This window comes from Martinezella lusitana, assembly GCF_900094565.1.
Classification (GTDB): Bacteria; Pseudomonadota; Alphaproteobacteria; order Rhizobiales; family Rhizobiaceae; genus Rhizobium; species Rhizobium lusitanum.
The window spans coordinates 95,461-110,887 of record NZ_FMAF01000019.1 but is presented as its reverse complement, the minus strand read 5'-3'; the positions used below and the strand labels follow the sequence as shown (position 1 = coordinate 110,887).

Here is a 15,427-nt window from a genome sequence, read left to right as displayed (position 1 = left end):
ATTTGGTCTTACGACCACCTATCGTACCAACAGGTTGATTACTGGAAGATTTGGATATCAGTTGATACGGGGTTACCGGTGAAATCCCATTTCAAGCGGGTTCGGCCGAAAGACGTTATCGAGTGGGACGGCACTTACACGTACGGCCCTGACATCAAATACCCCGTCTGAACTATACAGCACGTCGTCCTCGCTAGGAACTCATTGTCGGTATCCTATTGGCCGCTTGGCGGCGCAAAGCAGCTGATGGCTCTTGGCGCGACGCGGCAATCCATATCAATCGGCTAGGCCGCGTGCTTCGGCCTGCCGTTCTGGCGGGGCCGGTAATGGGCATGCATCAACAGCGGGTCGCGCTGGCTGGCGCGGAGCAGCATCTGAACCACATGGCTGACCGCTCCACCTGCGCGATAGTTTTTCCATGTGCGCAGACTGACGCCAAGGAAATCCGCAGCCTCGTTGTTGGAAAGGCCGATTTCTTCCTGCCATCTCCGCAGATCCTCGGCGACGAAATCTCGCTGGTCCTCGGCGATCTGGAAAAGATGGTAGGCGTCTATCGCCAAATCTTCGCCAGCCCATTCGACCGTTGCGCCATAGTCGGTGACGACTGCGGTTTTCCATATATCCGCTGATTTGAGCGGGGCGAGCAGTTCGCCGCCGGTCGCGATCCAGCCGACAAGATTTGCGGCGGATGCCGGGGCACCCTTCCATTGAATTTCCAGCGTCATGTTTGACGCTGGCGTTACGCTTTCGATGCGCGGCATGTCCATTTTCGTTTCCTTTCTCAAGCGATGGGAAAGCGGGGATTGGTCCGGTTCCACTCGGGGGCAATCGTCGCCTTGTTCTTGTGCGCCCATTCGAGAGCGGTGTCTTGCGCCTTGCGGGCGAGCTTGCCGCGCAGGATTTCCAGCGTGGCGATCTCCACCAATGCATCCCCATCCGGGGTGATGACGTGGAAGTGCGGCGGCAAATGGTCGTTCGGTTAAACCCGAATGATGATGTTTCCGATTTGCACCAGTTTGCCCATGTGCCCCTCACTTCGACGGGTTAAACATAGGGCATATTATGCACCATGTAAAGATACATGGTGCAACTTTTACCCCAAAATATGGAGAGAAGTTATGGCTTACACGCTGTCGGCGCGGAGCAATTCGCGTCTTATTGGCGTTCATCCCGATCTTGTCCGCGTGGTCCGTCGCGCAATCCAGATCACGGAGGTTGATTTCACCGTGCTTGAAGGCGTCCGCGACATTGGACGCCAAAAAGAGATGGTCGCGACCGGCGCATCCACGACGATGAATTCGCGCCACCTGAAGGCCGAAAACGGCTACGGGCATGCGGTCGATCTCGCGCCCTTCATCAACGGCTCGGTTTCTTGGGATTGGCCCCTTTACCACAAGATCGCCAAGGCCATGAAACAGGCGGCAAAGGAACTGCGCATTACTATCGAGTGGGGCGGCGACTGGAAGACGTTCAAGGACGGCCCGCATTGGCAGTTGCCTTGGAAGCAATACCCGTCGAAGGGGCCGGTCGTCGGCGCGAAATACACGGCTGAAACCGAGACGCAAGCCAAGTCCAAGGCGGTCGCGCTGGTTGCCGGTGGCGTCGGTGCGTCGGCATCCGTCGCGCAAGAGCCGCTGATAAAGGCTGTCGAAGTCGTCTCGGCGCAACAGGGCGACCTCTCGTCCGGCGACTGGTTGCGCATGGCTATCGCGGTGGTCGTCGTTGGCCTGTCCGTTTATCTCGCATGGCGGAAGCTCTCATGACGCCATTCGACTATCTCAAGATCGGCGGCGGTATCGTGATCGGTGCCGCTCTGGCGACGGCCCCCGCCTATCTGATCGGCAACAGCGCGGCCAAAACCGAGATTGCGGCAACCTTGCAGGCTGGCCGCATTACCATCCTCAAAGACGGACAAAAGATCGATGAAGAAGCTTTTCAAGCTGACGATGCTGATTTGTGCCTGTTGCTCGGCGGCTGCATGCAGCCCCACGGCCAAGGCGATTGAGCCGTGCGACCTTCTGGTGCCAATCGACCCGCTACCGGAAACGAACACCTATCTTGTCGGCCATGACAGGCCGGTAGCCATCAACGTCGCCCGGCATCGCGGACGCTATGCCCAATACAACTGCGGAAAGCCCGGCTGATGTCAGATAAATACAACTCGCTATACGAGCTGCTGAATGCCTGGGGCGGCGGGGCGCTCTCGACCATCGTCGGCGCGATGATGGGTCGGGCGATGTGGCACAGCAACGAAGCGCGCAAGGGTCGCCGGAAATTCATCGGTATCGAACTGCTTTGGGAAATCCCGGTTGCCTTTGGCATGGCGTTCATCGGGGAGGGGATAGCCTCCTATTTGAACGTCGGCCCACCCGCGACGACCGGACTCATAGCCGGTTTGGCTTACCTCGGCCCGCGCGGGACGGAAGTCCTGTTTCAGAAATGGTTTTCCCGGCGCATCGCGGGCTAGGCATGATAGCGATAGAAAGCCGCCATGTGTACAGGGCGGCTTTTTGCGTTTAGCAAGCCGGTCTAAGAGGCGAAACGAAATATCCACACGAGGAGAAGTATGTCGATTAGTAGTGCGATCACGAGAAGCAAACTGATCAGCCTCCGCCGCCGGGCAGTCTCTTTGGATACGATTTCGAAAGCCGCTTTATAGGCGTTTTCGGCATCTCGCTCGTAATTTCTCGGTCCTATCGTTTTTGGCGGCCCGGCCATCCCAGCGAGGATACATGTGACGAAGATGAAAAATAGTAGCAGATAAGGGGCCATCTCCGACGCTGCCTTTCGTTGTTTGGCCGCTTGCAGTTCCCCGTTAGAGATACAGTTTTTGCTATCCATTGCAATTGAAAGCCGCCTTGCAGCCTGCCGGGCGATTTTTGCGTTTAACCAGCTGATCTACTATGCGATGCCGGCGCAATGACAATCTTCCATTCATGCGGTCCACCCAAGTCATGGACATAAGCCCAATGGCCGATCTCGCCTTCCTCTAGCCCAATATCAATGATCCAATCCGATGGAGCGATGCCCGGCAAGTTTTGGCAGTCCAGCCATTCCGCAAGCCCCGTTAGATAGCCGAAACCCATGGTCGGCTCGACGTGCGGCCGAAACAGGGTCCAGAGGTAGGTTTGGTCAGCCTGCTTGGCGTGCATTCAACGCGTCCGTATACTTGCGTCTCTCAGCCTTCCATTCCTCATCCGGGAAGTGCGGCCAACACCAAAAGCTCTGTTGGCCCTTCACCGGCTCGTAGCCGAGCAAGCCCCATTCATTGCAACCGGGATGCTCGCAATAATGCTCAAAGTACGTCGGCGGAAATGGATGAGTGGCGGTGCGAGTTTCGTCGCTCATAGTAAAGGCGGCTCCGGGTCTTCGGGCATGGGATCGATAATGTCGGGCCGATTGTTCTTCACATTCCCAACGTCCTTTCCGATTTTCCACTTGGTCATCAGGTCGGACGGGAAAGGCTTCATCAGGTCGGCAGGGTCCGGTTCGGGCGACAGCCAACGCTCATAGTCTTGCGGGTGCAGGATGACCGGCATTCGGTCGTGAATTTCGCTCATCGTTTCATTCGGAGTGCAGGTCACGATTGCAAAGGTTCGCTTGTCAAGGCCGGTGTCGTGATCTCGGCGCAGAGACCAGATTCCTGCGAGCACGAACGGGCTACCGTCCTTCATGCCGATGGCATAGGGCTGTTTATTCTTGCCGGTCCCGTAGATGTCCTTCCATTCGAAAAAGCCATTGATGGGCACAAGGCAGCGCTTTGACTTGTAAGCCTGCCTGAACAGGCCGTTCGACTGGATACCTTCGGCCTTGGCATTGATCGGCTGCGGTCGTCCCGTCCCGTCGTCCTTTGCCCACTCGGGGATGAAACCCCATCGGGCCGATGCGAAGATTGGCCCCATGATATCCGGCTCTTGGACGATATCCCTAATGATGATGGGATAGGATTGTGTTGGTGCGCCGTTATAGTTTGGGAAGCTGTTCGATAGTGGCTCGGTATCACCGGGGCGAGCAAATGAAAAATTCGCCAGCAGCTCGCGCAAGGATGCTTTGATGTAGATGCGACCGCACATGCTTTCTCTCCCTAAGCTCGCTTCCCGTTCAACCGCATGATGGCGTCATAGCATTTCTCAGCCCGGCACGCCGCTTCTCGGGCTGACCATTCCCATCCTGCCGAGCGGCTTTCCCGTTCCGGTCGCTCAAGCGGCACATGCTCGACCAGCCAAAACCATTTTTCGTTCTGGACTGTGTAGTCGAGCCGAAAGACGCGCCCGATGCACCCGCCGTCCTTATAGCCGACCAGATCATTGCCGTTTCGGTCGGCCCAAGTATGCCGCCACTTATAGCGAGGCTTCTCATCGGACTTGACGCTTTCATATGATTGCCAGCCGTTGGACTCGACAGCCTTTGGTGGCTCTACTTCTCGCTCGATTTCCGACACGGTATAATCGGAAAAAACCATAGCGCGCACCTGATCGGCGATTAGGTCAATGGTATCCTGCTTTCCCTCTTCCGCCGGTTCTGCCAGCATGAACGCCTGCTCGTCACTCACGGCGAGCAAGATTGCCTCTATCTTGGCGGCTATCTCGCCCTGCGTGATCGCCTGTCCGTCACTGGCGACATTGACGGAGCGCAACAGCTCCTTTGCCATGTCCTGCGCGATGTATGGCACAACGGAAAGCTTTCGACGCTTTCCCACGGCATAGCCGCCGAAATCCCGTCTGGTCTGCCGGCTCGTTCTTCCCAAACAGACGGAAGCGACAAAGCGCAGGGTTTCATATGCGGGTGCGACAGATCGTATATCGTGCGGCATAAACCTTCCTCATTTCTCGCTGCCGCCGCCCTGATTGTTCTTATTATGTTCTCAAGTGGATTTGAGTCAAGCGCAACCAAAGTGGCTCGGATAAAGCCCCTTATGCAAACCTAACGGAGAGGGCTTGCGTCTGAGGCTCAATGCGTGGTTGTCTATATGGGCTGCGTCTTCGTGCCAGGAGGGATCATGACCACGGAACCCATAGAAGATATTGAGGATTGGTCTAAGAAACTAGCGCCATGGCGACAGGATTGTCTGCGTCGCGTTGCTATATCCAATGAACTTACTGATGCTGATATCAGTGAACTATTGGCAATGATTAAGCACGCTGCGGGTTTTACACTTGGCGATGCTACGCCCCCCGCGCCCGAGCCGTTTTCGAAGGCGCATTATGGTGGTGGAAAACACGACCCGATAGTGCTCAAGGGTATTGCTAACGTTCAAAACGTAAATCGCTTAATTAGCAACGCTTCACTCAACTTCTCCCCCCACGGATTGACCGCAATTTACGGGCGTAACGGAAGCGGAAAAAGCGGCTTTGTTAGGATTCTTCGGACAGCGTGCCGAACCCGTGTCGAAAACGCCGACAAGCTCAAAGTTCTAGCGGACGTCTATGGTGCAGCGGACGGCCCGCAAACAGCCGACATCATCATCGATACCGGCAACGGTGACATATCGATTGCTTGGGAAGCTGGAACGCAAGCTTCGCCGCAGTTGATGCAAGTCGCGGTGTTCGACACTCTCTCGGCACAGCTATATGTCGATGGTGGCAGCCAAATTCGCTATTTGCCATTCGGCTTGGCGCTACCTCATCGTTTGAACACTGTGTCTTTAACGCTGAAAGACCTCCTCGAAAAGGAATTGGCCGTCGCTGTCGGTGACAAAGTCGCCTTGACTGCAGTTTCCTTTGTGCCTGTTCGCTCAACAAAGGCACAGCAGTTTGAGAAGGCGATTACGAAAGATACGACGGAAGCTTTGATTGACGAGGCTGCGTCTTTCGAGACCGCCGACCAAATTCGGCTAGATGAAATCAATAGCATCTTATCCGCTGGTGACGCTGCTGTTGCTGATTTGGCGGCATTGGCGAGTTGGTCGGAGGGAACGGCAACAGAATGTGAAGTCGCCGCCCATTTGTTCTCTGACGCGGCATTAGCGGAGTTGGATCGGTTGCAAGCGTCGGCTCTAGCCTGTCGGCAGGCGGCAAGGGTGGCGGCCGGGGAGCTTTTCACCAACGAGCCGTTACAAGGCGTCGGTAGTGAAAGTTGGCGCGCCTTGTGGACGGCTGCTCGCGACTATTCATTAAAGGAGGCCTATGTCGGACGCGCTTTCCCCGTCCTTTCTATCGATGATGGCAGTGCTGAATGTGTACTTTGCCAGCAGCCCCTGTTGGAAGATGGCGTAGCAAGAATGCAGCGTTTCCAAAAATACATGGACGACAGGCTGGATATGGCAGCCCGAGTGGCCGAAAATGCCGTTCTCAATGCAATTAACGAAATTCCTCAATTCGCACTGCTGCTCTCAGAGGATTTTGGCAATCGACTTGAGCAAATCCGGAAAAGGGATTCTAAACTAGCCGCCGACCTCGCTGCCTTTCAAGCGACGGCAAGTAAGAGGCGCGCAAATGCAATAGCAATATTGCAGGGGCTGGGCGCCAAAATCGAGCCGTTTTTGCCATCGCCGCATATTGCCATGACCAATCTCGCCGCCAAGCTACGAGGCGAAATGATCGAACTCTCCAAAGCGGAGGACGTGCAAGAGAGGGCGGCCTTGGTCAATGACAAGGCAGAGCTCGAAGATCGAAAAATACTTGCGGCCAATCGGCCAAATCTCATCAGGCGACGTGACCTGCTAGTCACCGGTTCAGCTTACGAAAGGGCACTTGCCGACGTAAAGACGAGAGGCATCACTATCCGTGCGAACGAACTGGTAGATACCCATCTGACACGAGTAGTTGTTGAGCGTTTTGAAACTGAATGCAAGAATTTTGATATTTCTCATCTAAATATCGCCCTGGCGCGCAAGAGCGGGAAAACCCAGGCGGAGTTCTCTGTCGACCCACAAACCAAGCTAACCAGAGTGACCTCCGAGATCTTAAGCGAGGGTGAGCAGCGTGCGCTGGCACTTGCGGGGTTCTTGACCGAAGTCGCATCGACTGACGGGGCAGGGCCGATTGTTGTTGACGATCCTGTCTCGTCACTAGACCGCGAGCGAGGCGCAAAGGTGGCCGAACGCCTTGCGAACGAGGCTCGCCAACGGCAGGTGGTGGTGTTCACTCACGATATCATTTTCTTCAACGAAGTTTGTCGTAGCGCAGAAGGCCTTGGCATCGAGCCAGTAACGATCGCTCTTTTTAGTGATCGGGATGCAGCCGGGAAAGTCGATGCGGCTGGTATGCTCTGGAAAGGCTTGAATGTCACCAAACGTCTCGGCCGGATCAAGCAGGACTTTGCGCCACTCCCCAAGCTTTGCGCAGAAAGTCCAGCAAAGTACGAATATGAGATCAAGAATCTCTACGGTCGGCTTCGCGATACATATGAACGCGCCGTAGAAGAAGTTATATTCCGCGACATTGTGCGTCGCGGCTCCGACGTCGTGCAAACTCAATTGCTTCGATACATAACCCTTTCGGATACGCTCGCGATCAGATTCCACGAGGGTATGACACGCGCCAATACCTATAGTCATGATAACCCGGCAGCGGAAACGGTCCCTGTGCCGACTCCAGACGAGTTCAAGGCAGACGTAGCTTCGCTAGAGAAGCTTATAAACGATCTAAAAGCAGAGGGCGAAGCAGCTGAGGCTGCCAGACCGCAAATGAAACCAAAAAAATGATGAGGGTGTAAAGGTTGGTGGCTCCTATGGACGAAGCTGAGGTACGCAGCCGATTCGAGAGTGCGCTTCACAGCTTCATGGTAGGCCAAATTGAATTGCTCAAGTTCGATGTCAACGAGCGTGCGGTGGGTGCTGTCTTCGCACATCTGTATTTGAGAGACGTTTTCCCCGACCATAAGGTCGACGCCGAGTACAATCGCGTAGGTTTTGATGGCGATCCGAAACGTTTAAATTTGACCGATGAATGTCGCGGCCCCCGTCGCAGGGTTATCCCTGACATCGTCGTACATAGGCGAGGCAATAACGATAACAATCTGTTGGTTGTCGAGATGAAAATGCAAAGCAACAAGCAGCCCCGTGAATGTGACCGGGTCAAACTAATAGCCTTTCGCGAACAGCTTCATTATCGATTCGGTGTATTTGTTGATTTTCCGGCCGGGCCAGAGCTTCGGCTTGGAAACGTAAGCGTCGAATGGTTCTGCTGATTGAAATTGGCGTTTTCAGTGTTAGCCCACTGACGAGAACGCATGCAAAACTTTAATGGACTAACCGACAACCTATGTTGCTGTATTTGTTCATTTTGCTTAGGCCCTCCGGGAGCGATAAAATCGAAAAAATGGCGAAATCGCCGGCAGGTAGTGTCGCGCAGCTTGTCGAATGCTGATGCAAGAAGGCCCTACTTTTGGCGGTGTTTGCCTGACAATATCTCGTCAATCATGTTGCCGCCGTCCTCCGGTAATTCGGTGAACGCGGCATCTAATGCGATACGATCCCAGATAAGCCGGCCGTCTATTTTCTTTGCTTTGGGCATGCGCCTGTCTGCGACGAGCTGGTCAAATTTGGTGATGCTAACGCCAATATATCTGGCGGAAGCTTCGCGGTTAAGTCCTCGTGGTGGGTACGCTATTCCATCATTTCGCTCAATCTTCATTAAACGTCCTCGCGCTCTTGTTGCAGGCGGCCAAACAGCGATAGGGCTCCCGGCGCATTAGTCAGCACGATCAGCATCCACGCGATCTCCATTCAAATAGCTGAAGGACCGCGCCAGCGATCTAGTTTTGCCGCGAAGAAATTCAAAGACACTTGTGCTGGAAGCCGCGCAGCGACTCCTCGCGGGAAACCCTAAGCCGCGCTAGTGCGTCACTCTTTGCTTCCTATATGCTTCCTGCAGCAGAATGGCCCGGTTGAAGAAATCGCGTAACTAGCTGAAATTATTGGCGCACCCGACAGGATTCGAACCTGTGACCTTTGGAATCGGAATCCAACACTCTATCCAGCTGAGCTACGGGTGCATGCCTGAGGCGGGTTGAATCGCCTGTCCGATGGCTGGTTCTTAGCCTAGGAAGCGTTTGGCTTCAATGCGGAAAATTCAGGAAAGCGCATATCGGCGGTTTTGAATGAGAAAGGCCGCGGGCTTTTGGCGCGCGGCCTTGTGTTGTGGGTGGCGGTTTCGGCCTATTCGCGCATCGCGCCGGGGCCGGGGATGGCCTTGGGCGGGACCTTGCCGAGGATGATCATGCCGAGCACTTCGTCCTTGGTGACGTCTTCGGTGCGGGCGTGGCCGACGACCTGGCCGTTCTTCATGACCGAGACGCGGTCGGCGAGGTCGAACACGTCGTGGATGTCGTGGCTGATGAGGAAGATGCCGATGCCTTCCTTCTTCAGTTGCTTGATCAGCTCGCCGACCTGCGCCGTCTCCTGGGGGCCGAGTGCCGCCGTCGGCTCGTCCATGATCAGGATGCGGGCGTCGAAGAGGATGGCGCGGGCGATCGCCACCGACTGGCGCTGGCCGCCGGAGAGCGCCTTCACCGGCTCCTTGAAGCGCTTGAAATTGGGGTTGAGGCGCCCCATCACTTCGCGGGCCTTGGCTTCCATGGCGACGTCGTCGAGCGTGCCCCAGCGGGTCTGCAGCTCGCGGCCGAGATAGAGGTTGGCGGCGGCGTCGACATTGTCGGCGACAGCCAGCGTCTGGTAGATCGTCTCGATGCCGTATTTCTTGGCGTCGCGCGGGGTGCGGATATCGACGGGTTCGCCGTTGATCAGGATATCGCCGCTGTCGCGCTTGTAGGCGCCGGAGAGAATCTTGATCAGCGTCGACTTGCCGGCGCCGTTATGGCCGAGGAGCGCCACGACTTCGCCGGGGTAGAGGTCCACCGAGGCATTGTCGACCGCGTGAATGCCGCCGAAGGAGATGGAAATGTTCTTCATTTCCACAAGCGGAGTGGTTTGATCCGTCATGGTTCAGAATTCCTTTTACTTGGCGCGCGAGCGGTAGACGATATCGAGCCAGACGGCGACCACCAGGACGATGCCGACGACGACGTTCTGAATTGGCGTATCGACATTGGCGAGGCCCATGCCCGATTGCAGCGATTGCATGACCAGCGCGCCGAGCATGGCGCCGGCGACCGTGCCGCTACCGCCGGCAAGCGACGTGCCGCCGATGACGGCGGCGGCGATGGTGAAGAGTTCGTAGGTGGTGCCCTGCGAGTTGACAGCCGAATTCAGGCGGGCTGTCGAGATCGCGGCGGCGACGGCGGCGAGGAAGCCCATCAGCGCGAAGATCTTGACGATGACCCAGCGGGTCTTGATGCCGGCAAGCTCGGCGGCTTCCGGATTGCCGCCGATCGCGAAGACATAGCGGCCGAAGCGCAGGCGCGTGGCGATGAAGGTCATGACGATGCCGATGAGCACGGCGATGAGAACCGGAACGGCGATGCCGTAGGGAATGTCGAGGCCCGCTTCCGGCCAGGTAATATTGTGTTCCGTGGCGTAGCGCTTGGCGATGCCAACGGGCCAGTTATAGCTGTTGAAGAGATAGATGGTGCCGAGCACCAAGACCGAACCGAGGCAGCCCAGGAAATATTCCGCCCAGAGCGGGCGGCGCGGAAAGCCGAAGCGCTTCCTCTGGCGGCGCGAGCCGACGATGCTGGCGACGATCATCACGCAGGCAAGCACACCGACGACCCAGCTCCAGGTGGCGCCGATCGAGCCGGTGGCACCGCTGCCGCCCATGATGACGAAGGTGGAGTCCATCGGCGCAACGGTCTGGCCGCTGGTGACGTACCAGGCAAGGCCGCGCCAGACGAGAAGGCCGCCGAGCGTGACGATGAAAGAGGGGACATTCATGAAGGCGATGATCCCGCCCTGGAAGGCGCCGATCGCCGTACCGATCACCAGGCCACAGATGAGCGTGATGATCCAGGTCCATGAACTGTCGAAGCCGAGATATTGCGGCAGCCATTTGGCCTGCATGACGCCCATGATCATGGCGACGAAGCCAAGCACCGAGCCAACTGACAGGTCGATGTTGCGTGTAACGATGACCAGTACCATGCCGGTGGCGAGAACCGCGATTTCGCAGGTCTGCACCGAGAGGTTCCAAAGGTTTCTGGCGGTCAGGAATTCGCGGCCGTCGAATATCCGCAGGTAAAGATCGAAGCCGATCCAGATGATCAGCAGCGCTCCGATCATACCGAGCAGGCGGGTATCGATTTCCGTGGCCCGCAGGAAGCGGGTGATTGGGCCGGCATCTGCGCTCCGGGGGCCGCTCGATGTGGTGGACTGTGTCATGTCGGCCATCGCTTTGCCGTTCTCCCTCTATCGGGCGCGGCCTGCGATGCATGCTGGGCTATCGCTGGCAACCGCGCCAATCTCAAAAAAATGCATCATCGCCTGTCCAGCCGGACTTCGTCCGGACCCGATGACCGCCATCCGGCAGGCCAAGAGGTGTGCGATGGCGCAGCACGCTGCGGGAAGCTCCGTCTCCAACTGCAAGGGGGAGTTGTCGGCTTCCAATCCGCATTCGACGCCGCAACGGGATGCCGCTGCGGCGTCGGTATGTCGATGGGTCAGTCGTTCAAGGACGGCTTACTTGCAGGCCGCGACGGCGCCGGCCTTGACGCCCTGGCAAGCTTCAGCCTTGGAGATCCAGCCGGCGTCGATGACGACGTTCAGATTGTCCTTGGTGATGGCGACCGGGGTCAGGAAGACGGACTTCATGGCGACATGCTTGGGGCCGCCGTTGAAGGTCTGGACGCCGTCGATCTGGTCCTGGGTCTTGCCACCGGCAAGAGACAGGGCGATTTCAGCAGCGCGCTTGCCGAGTTCACGCGAGTCCTTCCAGATGGAAACCGTCTGCGTGCCGAGCGCGATGCGGTTCAGGGCTGCCTTGTCGGCGTCCTGGCCGGAAACCGGTACGGAGCCGGCGAGGCCCTGGGCGTCGAGAGCGGCGACAGCGCCGCCGGCGGTGCCGTCGTTGGAGGCGACGACCGCGTCAACCTTGTTGTTGTTGGCGGTCAGGAACTGTTCCATGTTGCGCTGCGCGTTCTGCGGCAGCCAGCCGTCCGTATAGGCTTCGCCGACGTTCTTGATCTTGCCGGCGTCGATGGCTGGCTTCAGCACTTCGATCTGACCGGAGAAGAGGAAGTCGGCATTCGGGTCGGACGACGAGCCCTTGATGAACACGTAGTTGCCTTCCGGCTTGGCTTTCAGGACTTCGCGAGCCTGCATGCGGCCCACTTCCTTGTTGTCGAAGGTGATGTAGAACGCTGCGGGATTTTCGATCAGGCGGTCGTAACCGACGACCGGAATGCCTTCGTCGGCGGCCTTTTCAACGGCCGGGCCGATGGCGTCGGAGTCCTGAGCGAGAATGATGAGAGCGTTGGCGCCCTGGGAAATCAGGGATTCAACGTCGGTCAGCTGCTTGGAAGCGGAAGACTGGGCGTCAGCGGAGATATACTTCGCGCCCGCTGCTGCAAGCGCCTTCTTGATGGCGGCTTCGTCGGTCTTCCAACGCTCTTCCTGGAAGTTGGACCAGGAAACGCCAACGACGAGATCCTTGGCGAAGGCAGCCGTCTGCATGGTCAAAACGATGGCCGCGCCCGCAGCCAGCTTGATAAAAGCTTTCATATTATCCTCCCGAGTGAATGCGGCCGCACGTGTCCTGAACTCCCGTTGGCCGCCGCGATATCGCTGACGAGAAAAGGCTTTGATTTTTTTCTCGACAGTCGAGAAATTTAGTGTCAGAGATTTTTTCAACTGTCAACACCCGCACTGCCAGGTTTCATCGGCCATCCGGAAGAGCCATCGGGAGATGCGGAGGGGAGGGTGGAATGAGCGGGAGGCTTGACGATGTTGGCCAAATCGAGCACCGAATTGGTCCGTCAAAGGAACAGCGCCTTGGTGCTGTCGGCGCTGCGCCGGCACGGCCCGCTCGCCCATACCGAACTTTCTGATTTCACGAAGCTTTCGTCTGCGACCGTATCGGTCATAACAGCGGATCTGGAGCGGGCCCAGATCATCGCGAAGGCCGAGCAGCAGGCGGCCAGCGGTCGTGGACGGCCGCGCGTGCTGTTCTCGCAACGGCGCGATTGCGGCTATCTCATCGTCGTCGTCATCTCCTCGGATGCCGTGCAATATTCGCTCGTCGACTATAGCGGACGGCTGATCGACCGTTTCACCGAGGACCGGCCGCAGGAGGGTTCCGGCGTCGGTTCGTTCGTGGCCGGCCTGCGCGACGCATTGAGCCGAATCGTTGCGCGTTCACAGCTGTCTCGCGACAAGGTCCTGATGATTTCGATCAGCAGCAAGGGGCTTGTCGATGCCTCCGAGCCAGTGCTGCGCTGGTCGCCGATCTTCGGGCGTGACGAGATCGATTTTGCAGCCATGCTTCGCGATGAATGGCCGGCGAAGATCATCCTCGGCAACGAGACCCTGCTCGTCGCCTCGGCGCTCGGACGGCAGGAGGAAAACCGGAAGGGTTCCGATTTCCGGGCATTGGCGGCATTGTCGCTGGGCCACAGCATCGGTCTCGGCATCGTGCGCCGCGATGAGGAAGGCGGTCATCATATATCGGCGCCGAATTTCGGGCATATGATGCATGTGCCTGGCGGCGGCCTCTGTCGCTGTGGCGCGCGCGGCTGCATCGAGGCCTATGCGGGTTTTTATGCCATGCTGCGCACGGCCTTCGACGTGCCGCTCGATACCATCCCGGCAAAGTTCGTTCCCATCGCGGAGCTGGACAAGATCGCGGCCAGCGCACGACACGGCGGGCGCCGCAACCAACTGGCCTTTCGCCAGGCAGGGCTGGCACTCGGCAACGGCCTTTCGCGGGTGCTGAGCCTGCATGAGCACATGCCGATCGTCATCACCGGCCCGGGGGTGCGGTACCACGACCTGCTGATCGAAGGTATAGAGGAGGGGTTGGCGGAGTCGCATGTCGTGCGCATGGAGGGCATGCCGGAGCTGCGCGTCATTGCCGACGAGCAAACGCTGGTCTTCGAAGGGCATTTGAACCGCGCCCTTTCGATCATCGACAACGATGTGGTGAGGAGGGGAGCTTCCGTCGTGGAGCTGCGCGGCCAGGCTGGTTGAGCAGGGAATAAAGCAGCCCAGAAACGGAATGGGCATCCTGTCGGGCCAAGGCCTTCAGATCAACCCGGTGTGCCAAGGTCTCGATCTTCCTCGCGAATATCCAGAATTCGATCTATCAATCCCCATTCGAGTGCTTGCTCCGTGGTCATGAAGTTATCGCGGTCCATGGCGCGCTCGAATTCTTCGTAAGAGCGTCCGCAATGCTCGGCATAGAGCCGGGTCATGCGATGCTTGGTGCGCCTGATTTCCTCGGCATGGATCAACATGTCCGAAGCCTGCCCCTGGAAGCCGCCTAACGGCTGATGGATGTGGATGCTGGCATTGCGTAAGGCGGCCCTCTGGCCAGGCTCGCCAGCCATCAGCAGGAATGAACCCATCGAGCGGGCAGTCCCCATGCAGAGCGTATGCACCGGCGCGCGGATATAGCGCATGGTGTCATACATTGCGAGGCCGCTTGTCACGACACCGCCCGGCGAATTGATGTAGAGACTGATCGGCTTCTTCGGGCTTTCCGCTTCGAGAAACAGCAATTGCGCGCAGACGAGGGCCGAGACGGTATCGTTGACCTCGCCGTTGAGAAAGATGATTCTTTCGCGCAGCAGCCGGGAATAGATGTCGAAAGAGCGCTCCCCACTGTTTGACTGCTCAACGACCATAGGGACGAGTTGCATCGCTTCGCGCATCGGCGAACTCCAATCTTGTTGACTTATGGTGTGGGGGCTTCGCCGCGTCAGGCGGCGAGCATAAGCGGGCCGTTATTGTTTGCGGCTGTATCCGTCATCCGGTCGAACCTTGCGTCGGTAAGCTTGTGGATGATCCGCAAGCTGGTTCCGCCTGATGCGTTCGGGGTGACCGTGAACGTCACGGTGCTTTCAAGGAATGGCGGGGCATTGTCCCTCATCCTGTAGCGAACTTCCTGACCGGGTGTGACCGACGTCGCCTCGGGATCGGCCAATGCGTCGCTCGGAAGCCAGCTTTCCCGAAACTCCGGGATGCTGATGGCGCGCCAGACCTTTTGCGGCGGTTCGTCGAAGTCGTATTCGAGCTCAATGTCGTGCTTTTCGGTCTTCACGTCGTTCATTGATCCATATCCTTCAGCAAGACCTTGAGAGCTTCGATGCGAGCGGGCCAATAGGCGCGGTACTTCGCCAGCCATTGCGCGATGAGCGCCAGCCCTTCAGGATCGACCTCATAATTCACGAAGCGCCCCTGTCGTTCTTCTCTGACAAGCCCGGCGCTGCGAAGAACAGAGAGGTGCTGAGACATCGCCGGCTGGCTGATCTCCATACCCTCGCGCAAGGCGCTGGCGTTCATGCCGCCTGCCGCCAGCTTCTCGAAGATCGCGCGGCGGGTCGGGTCGGCCAAGGCTCGGAATATCTCATTTTCGATCATGCAGACAGATAAGCA

Annotated in this window: 18 protein-coding genes and 1 tRNA gene; 6 read left to right on the top strand and 13 right to left on the bottom strand. The window is 57.7% G+C overall.

What is annotated here, in order from left to right; translation table 11 throughout:
- Nucleotides 1-284 precede the first annotated feature (284 nt).
- The gene (locus GA0061101_RS27385) at nucleotides 285-767 is read right to left on the bottom strand and encodes a helix-turn-helix domain-containing protein (RefSeq protein ID WP_092575898.1); all 483 of its coding nucleotides are present in this window, start codon (nucleotides 765-767) and stop codon (nucleotides 285-287) included.
- A 14-nt stretch (nucleotides 768-781) separates the two neighbouring features.
- Nucleotides 782-967, bottom strand: a complete 186-nt coding sequence (locus tag GA0061101_RS27380) for a DUF4160 domain-containing protein (RefSeq protein ID WP_245297583.1) — start codon at nucleotides 965-967, stop codon at nucleotides 782-784.
- A gap of 151 nt (nucleotides 968-1,118) precedes the next feature.
- Between GA0061101_RS27380 and GA0061101_RS27375 the strand changes: the two genes are divergently transcribed.
- From GA0061101_RS27375 to GA0061101_RS27365, 3 genes are all read left to right on the top strand, one after another.
- A complete protein-coding gene (locus tag GA0061101_RS27375; RefSeq protein ID WP_092575896.1) occupies nucleotides 1,119-1,763 on the top strand; it encodes a M15 family metallopeptidase in 645 nt (214 codons plus the stop codon).
- Nucleotides 1,760-2,005 carry a hypothetical protein gene (locus GA0061101_RS39565; protein WP_167669606.1) on the top strand — a complete coding sequence of 82 codons (246 nt, stop codon included), beginning with the start codon at nucleotides 1,760-1,762 and terminating at the stop codon, nucleotides 2,003-2,005. Before GA0061101_RS27375 ends, GA0061101_RS39565 begins: the two co-directional genes overlap by 4 nt.
- A gap of 138 nt (nucleotides 2,006-2,143) precedes the next feature.
- A complete protein-coding gene (locus GA0061101_RS27365; protein WP_092575891.1) occupies nucleotides 2,144-2,467 on the top strand; it encodes a phage holin family protein in 324 nt (107 codons plus the stop codon).
- Between the two features lie 418 nt (nucleotides 2,468-2,885).
- On the opposite strand, the gene GA0061101_RS27355 is transcribed toward GA0061101_RS27365, so the two are convergent.
- From GA0061101_RS27355 to GA0061101_RS27340, 3 genes are all read right to left on the bottom strand, one after another.
- Complete coding sequence (locus GA0061101_RS27355; protein ID WP_092575884.1) at nucleotides 2,886-3,152, bottom strand: hypothetical protein; 267 nt, start codon at nucleotides 3,150-3,152, stop codon at nucleotides 2,886-2,888.
- 192 nt (nucleotides 3,153-3,344) lie between these two features.
- Nucleotides 3,345-4,073 carry an SOS response-associated peptidase gene (locus GA0061101_RS27345; protein WP_092575879.1) on the bottom strand — a complete coding sequence of 243 codons (729 nt, stop codon included), beginning with the start codon at nucleotides 4,071-4,073 and terminating at the stop codon, nucleotides 3,345-3,347.
- 11 nt (nucleotides 4,074-4,084) lie between these two features.
- Nucleotides 4,085-4,699, bottom strand: coding sequence for a hypothetical protein (locus tag GA0061101_RS27340; protein ID WP_141694124.1), 615 nt, complete (start codon nucleotides 4,697-4,699; stop codon nucleotides 4,085-4,087).
- A 300-nt stretch (nucleotides 4,700-4,999) separates the two neighbouring features.
- Here GA0061101_RS27340 and GA0061101_RS27335 point away from each other — a divergent pair, with 300 nt between their 5' ends.
- On the top strand, nucleotides 5,000-7,645 hold the full coding sequence (locus tag GA0061101_RS27335; protein WP_245297582.1) for an AAA family ATPase: 2,646 nt from the start codon (nucleotides 5,000-5,002) through the stop codon (nucleotides 7,643-7,645).
- 26 nt (nucleotides 7,646-7,671) lie between these two features.
- A complete protein-coding gene (locus tag GA0061101_RS27330; RefSeq protein WP_092575874.1) occupies nucleotides 7,672-8,130 on the top strand; it encodes a hypothetical protein in 459 nt (152 codons plus the stop codon).
- A gap of 191 nt (nucleotides 8,131-8,321) precedes the next feature.
- Here the strand turns inward: GA0061101_RS27330 and GA0061101_RS27325 are convergent, their stop codons facing one another.
- The 5 genes from GA0061101_RS27325 to xylF all read right to left on the bottom strand — a co-directional run bounded on the left by GA0061101_RS27325 (nucleotide 8,322) and on the right by xylF (nucleotide 12,556).
- Complete coding sequence (locus GA0061101_RS27325) at nucleotides 8,322-8,576, bottom strand: hypothetical protein (protein WP_092575872.1); 255 nt, start codon at nucleotides 8,574-8,576, stop codon at nucleotides 8,322-8,324.
- Between the two features lie 284 nt (nucleotides 8,577-8,860).
- Nucleotides 8,861-8,937 (bottom strand) — tRNA-Arg (locus GA0061101_RS27320).
- 163 nt (nucleotides 8,938-9,100) lie between these two features.
- Nucleotides 9,101-9,883 carry an ATP-binding cassette domain-containing protein gene (locus GA0061101_RS27315; protein WP_034503944.1) on the bottom strand — a complete coding sequence of 261 codons (783 nt, stop codon included), beginning with the start codon at nucleotides 9,881-9,883 and terminating at the stop codon, nucleotides 9,101-9,103.
- Between the two features lie 15 nt (nucleotides 9,884-9,898).
- Nucleotides 9,899-11,227, bottom strand: coding sequence for a sugar ABC transporter permease (locus tag GA0061101_RS27310; protein WP_037195006.1), 1,329 nt, complete (start codon nucleotides 11,225-11,227; stop codon nucleotides 9,899-9,901).
- 288 nt (nucleotides 11,228-11,515) lie between these two features.
- Nucleotides 11,516-12,556: a D-xylose ABC transporter substrate-binding protein gene (gene xylF / locus GA0061101_RS27305; protein ID WP_037195004.1), complete on the bottom strand. Its 1,041-nt coding sequence runs from the start codon at nucleotides 12,554-12,556 to the stop codon at nucleotides 11,516-11,518.
- Nucleotides 12,557-12,778: 222 nt separating this feature from the next.
- Between xylF and GA0061101_RS27300 the strand changes: the two genes are divergently transcribed.
- Nucleotides 12,779-14,020 (top strand): ROK family transcriptional regulator, encoded by a 1,242-nt coding sequence (locus tag GA0061101_RS27300; RefSeq protein WP_092575870.1) that lies wholly within the window; start codon nucleotides 12,779-12,781, stop codon nucleotides 14,018-14,020.
- Between the two features lie 59 nt (nucleotides 14,021-14,079).
- Here the strand turns inward: GA0061101_RS27300 and GA0061101_RS27295 are convergent, their stop codons facing one another.
- Genes GA0061101_RS27295 through GA0061101_RS27285 form a run of 3 tightly spaced genes read right to left on the bottom strand, consistent with a single transcriptional unit; the run spans nucleotide 14,080 to nucleotide 15,412 of the window.
- Complete coding sequence (locus GA0061101_RS27295) at nucleotides 14,080-14,703, bottom strand: ATP-dependent Clp protease proteolytic subunit (protein ID WP_092575867.1); 624 nt, start codon at nucleotides 14,701-14,703, stop codon at nucleotides 14,080-14,082.
- A gap of 47 nt (nucleotides 14,704-14,750) precedes the next feature.
- Nucleotides 14,751-15,101 (bottom strand): SRPBCC family protein, encoded by a 351-nt coding sequence (locus GA0061101_RS27290; protein WP_037194998.1) that lies wholly within the window; start codon nucleotides 15,099-15,101, stop codon nucleotides 14,751-14,753.
- Nucleotides 15,098-15,412 (bottom strand): ArsR/SmtB family transcription factor, encoded by a 315-nt coding sequence (locus tag GA0061101_RS27285; RefSeq protein ID WP_092575865.1) that lies wholly within the window; start codon nucleotides 15,410-15,412, stop codon nucleotides 15,098-15,100. Before GA0061101_RS27285 ends, GA0061101_RS27290 begins: the two co-directional genes overlap by 4 nt.
- Between the last annotated feature and the right edge of the window lie 15 nt (nucleotides 15,413-15,427).

Excerpts from the sequence above, each read along its gene's own strand:
- GA0061101_RS27385 (WP_092575898.1), bottom strand. The coding sequence starts at position 767 with ATGGACATGCCGCGCATCGAAAGCGTAACGCCAGCGTCAAACATGACG.
- GA0061101_RS27375 (WP_092575896.1), top strand. The coding sequence starts at position 1,119 with ATGGCTTACACGCTGTCGGCGCGGAGCAATTCGCGTCTTATTGGCGTT.
- GA0061101_RS39565 (WP_167669606.1), top strand. The coding sequence starts at position 1,760 with ATGACGCCATTCGACTATCTCAAGATCGGCGGCGGTATCGTGATCGGT.
- GA0061101_RS27365 (WP_092575891.1), top strand. The coding sequence starts at position 2,144 with ATGTCAGATAAATACAACTCGCTATACGAGCTGCTGAATGCCTGGGGC.
- GA0061101_RS27355 (WP_092575884.1), bottom strand. The coding sequence starts at position 3,152 with ATGCACGCCAAGCAGGCTGACCAAACCTACCTCTGGACCCTGTTTCGG.
- GA0061101_RS27345 (WP_092575879.1), bottom strand. The coding sequence starts at position 4,073 with ATGTGCGGTCGCATCTACATCAAAGCATCCTTGCGCGAGCTGCTGGCG.
- GA0061101_RS27335 (WP_245297582.1), top strand. The coding sequence starts at position 5,000 with ATGACCACGGAACCCATAGAAGATATTGAGGATTGGTCTAAGAAACTA.
- GA0061101_RS27330 (WP_092575874.1), top strand. The coding sequence starts at position 7,672 with ATGGACGAAGCTGAGGTACGCAGCCGATTCGAGAGTGCGCTTCACAGC.
- GA0061101_RS27325 (WP_092575872.1), bottom strand. The coding sequence starts at position 8,576 with ATGAAGATTGAGCGAAATGATGGAATAGCGTACCCACCACGAGGACTT.
- GA0061101_RS27315 (WP_034503944.1), bottom strand. The coding sequence starts at position 9,883 with ATGACGGATCAAACCACTCCGCTTGTGGAAATGAAGAACATTTCCATC.
- GA0061101_RS27310 (WP_037195006.1), bottom strand. The coding sequence starts at position 11,227 with ATGGCCGACATGACACAGTCCACCACATCGAGCGGCCCCCGGAGCGCA.
- xylF (WP_037195004.1), bottom strand. The coding sequence starts at position 12,556 with ATGAAAGCTTTTATCAAGCTGGCTGCGGGCGCGGCCATCGTTTTGACC.
- GA0061101_RS27300 (WP_092575870.1), top strand. The coding sequence starts at position 12,779 with ATGTTGGCCAAATCGAGCACCGAATTGGTCCGTCAAAGGAACAGCGCC.
- GA0061101_RS27295 (WP_092575867.1), bottom strand. The coding sequence starts at position 14,703 with ATGCGCGAAGCGATGCAACTCGTCCCTATGGTCGTTGAGCAGTCAAAC.
- GA0061101_RS27290 (WP_037194998.1), bottom strand. The coding sequence starts at position 15,101 with ATGAACGACGTGAAGACCGAAAAGCACGACATTGAGCTCGAATACGAC.
- GA0061101_RS27285 (WP_092575865.1), bottom strand. The coding sequence starts at position 15,412 with ATGATCGAAAATGAGATATTCCGAGCCTTGGCCGACCCGACCCGCCGC.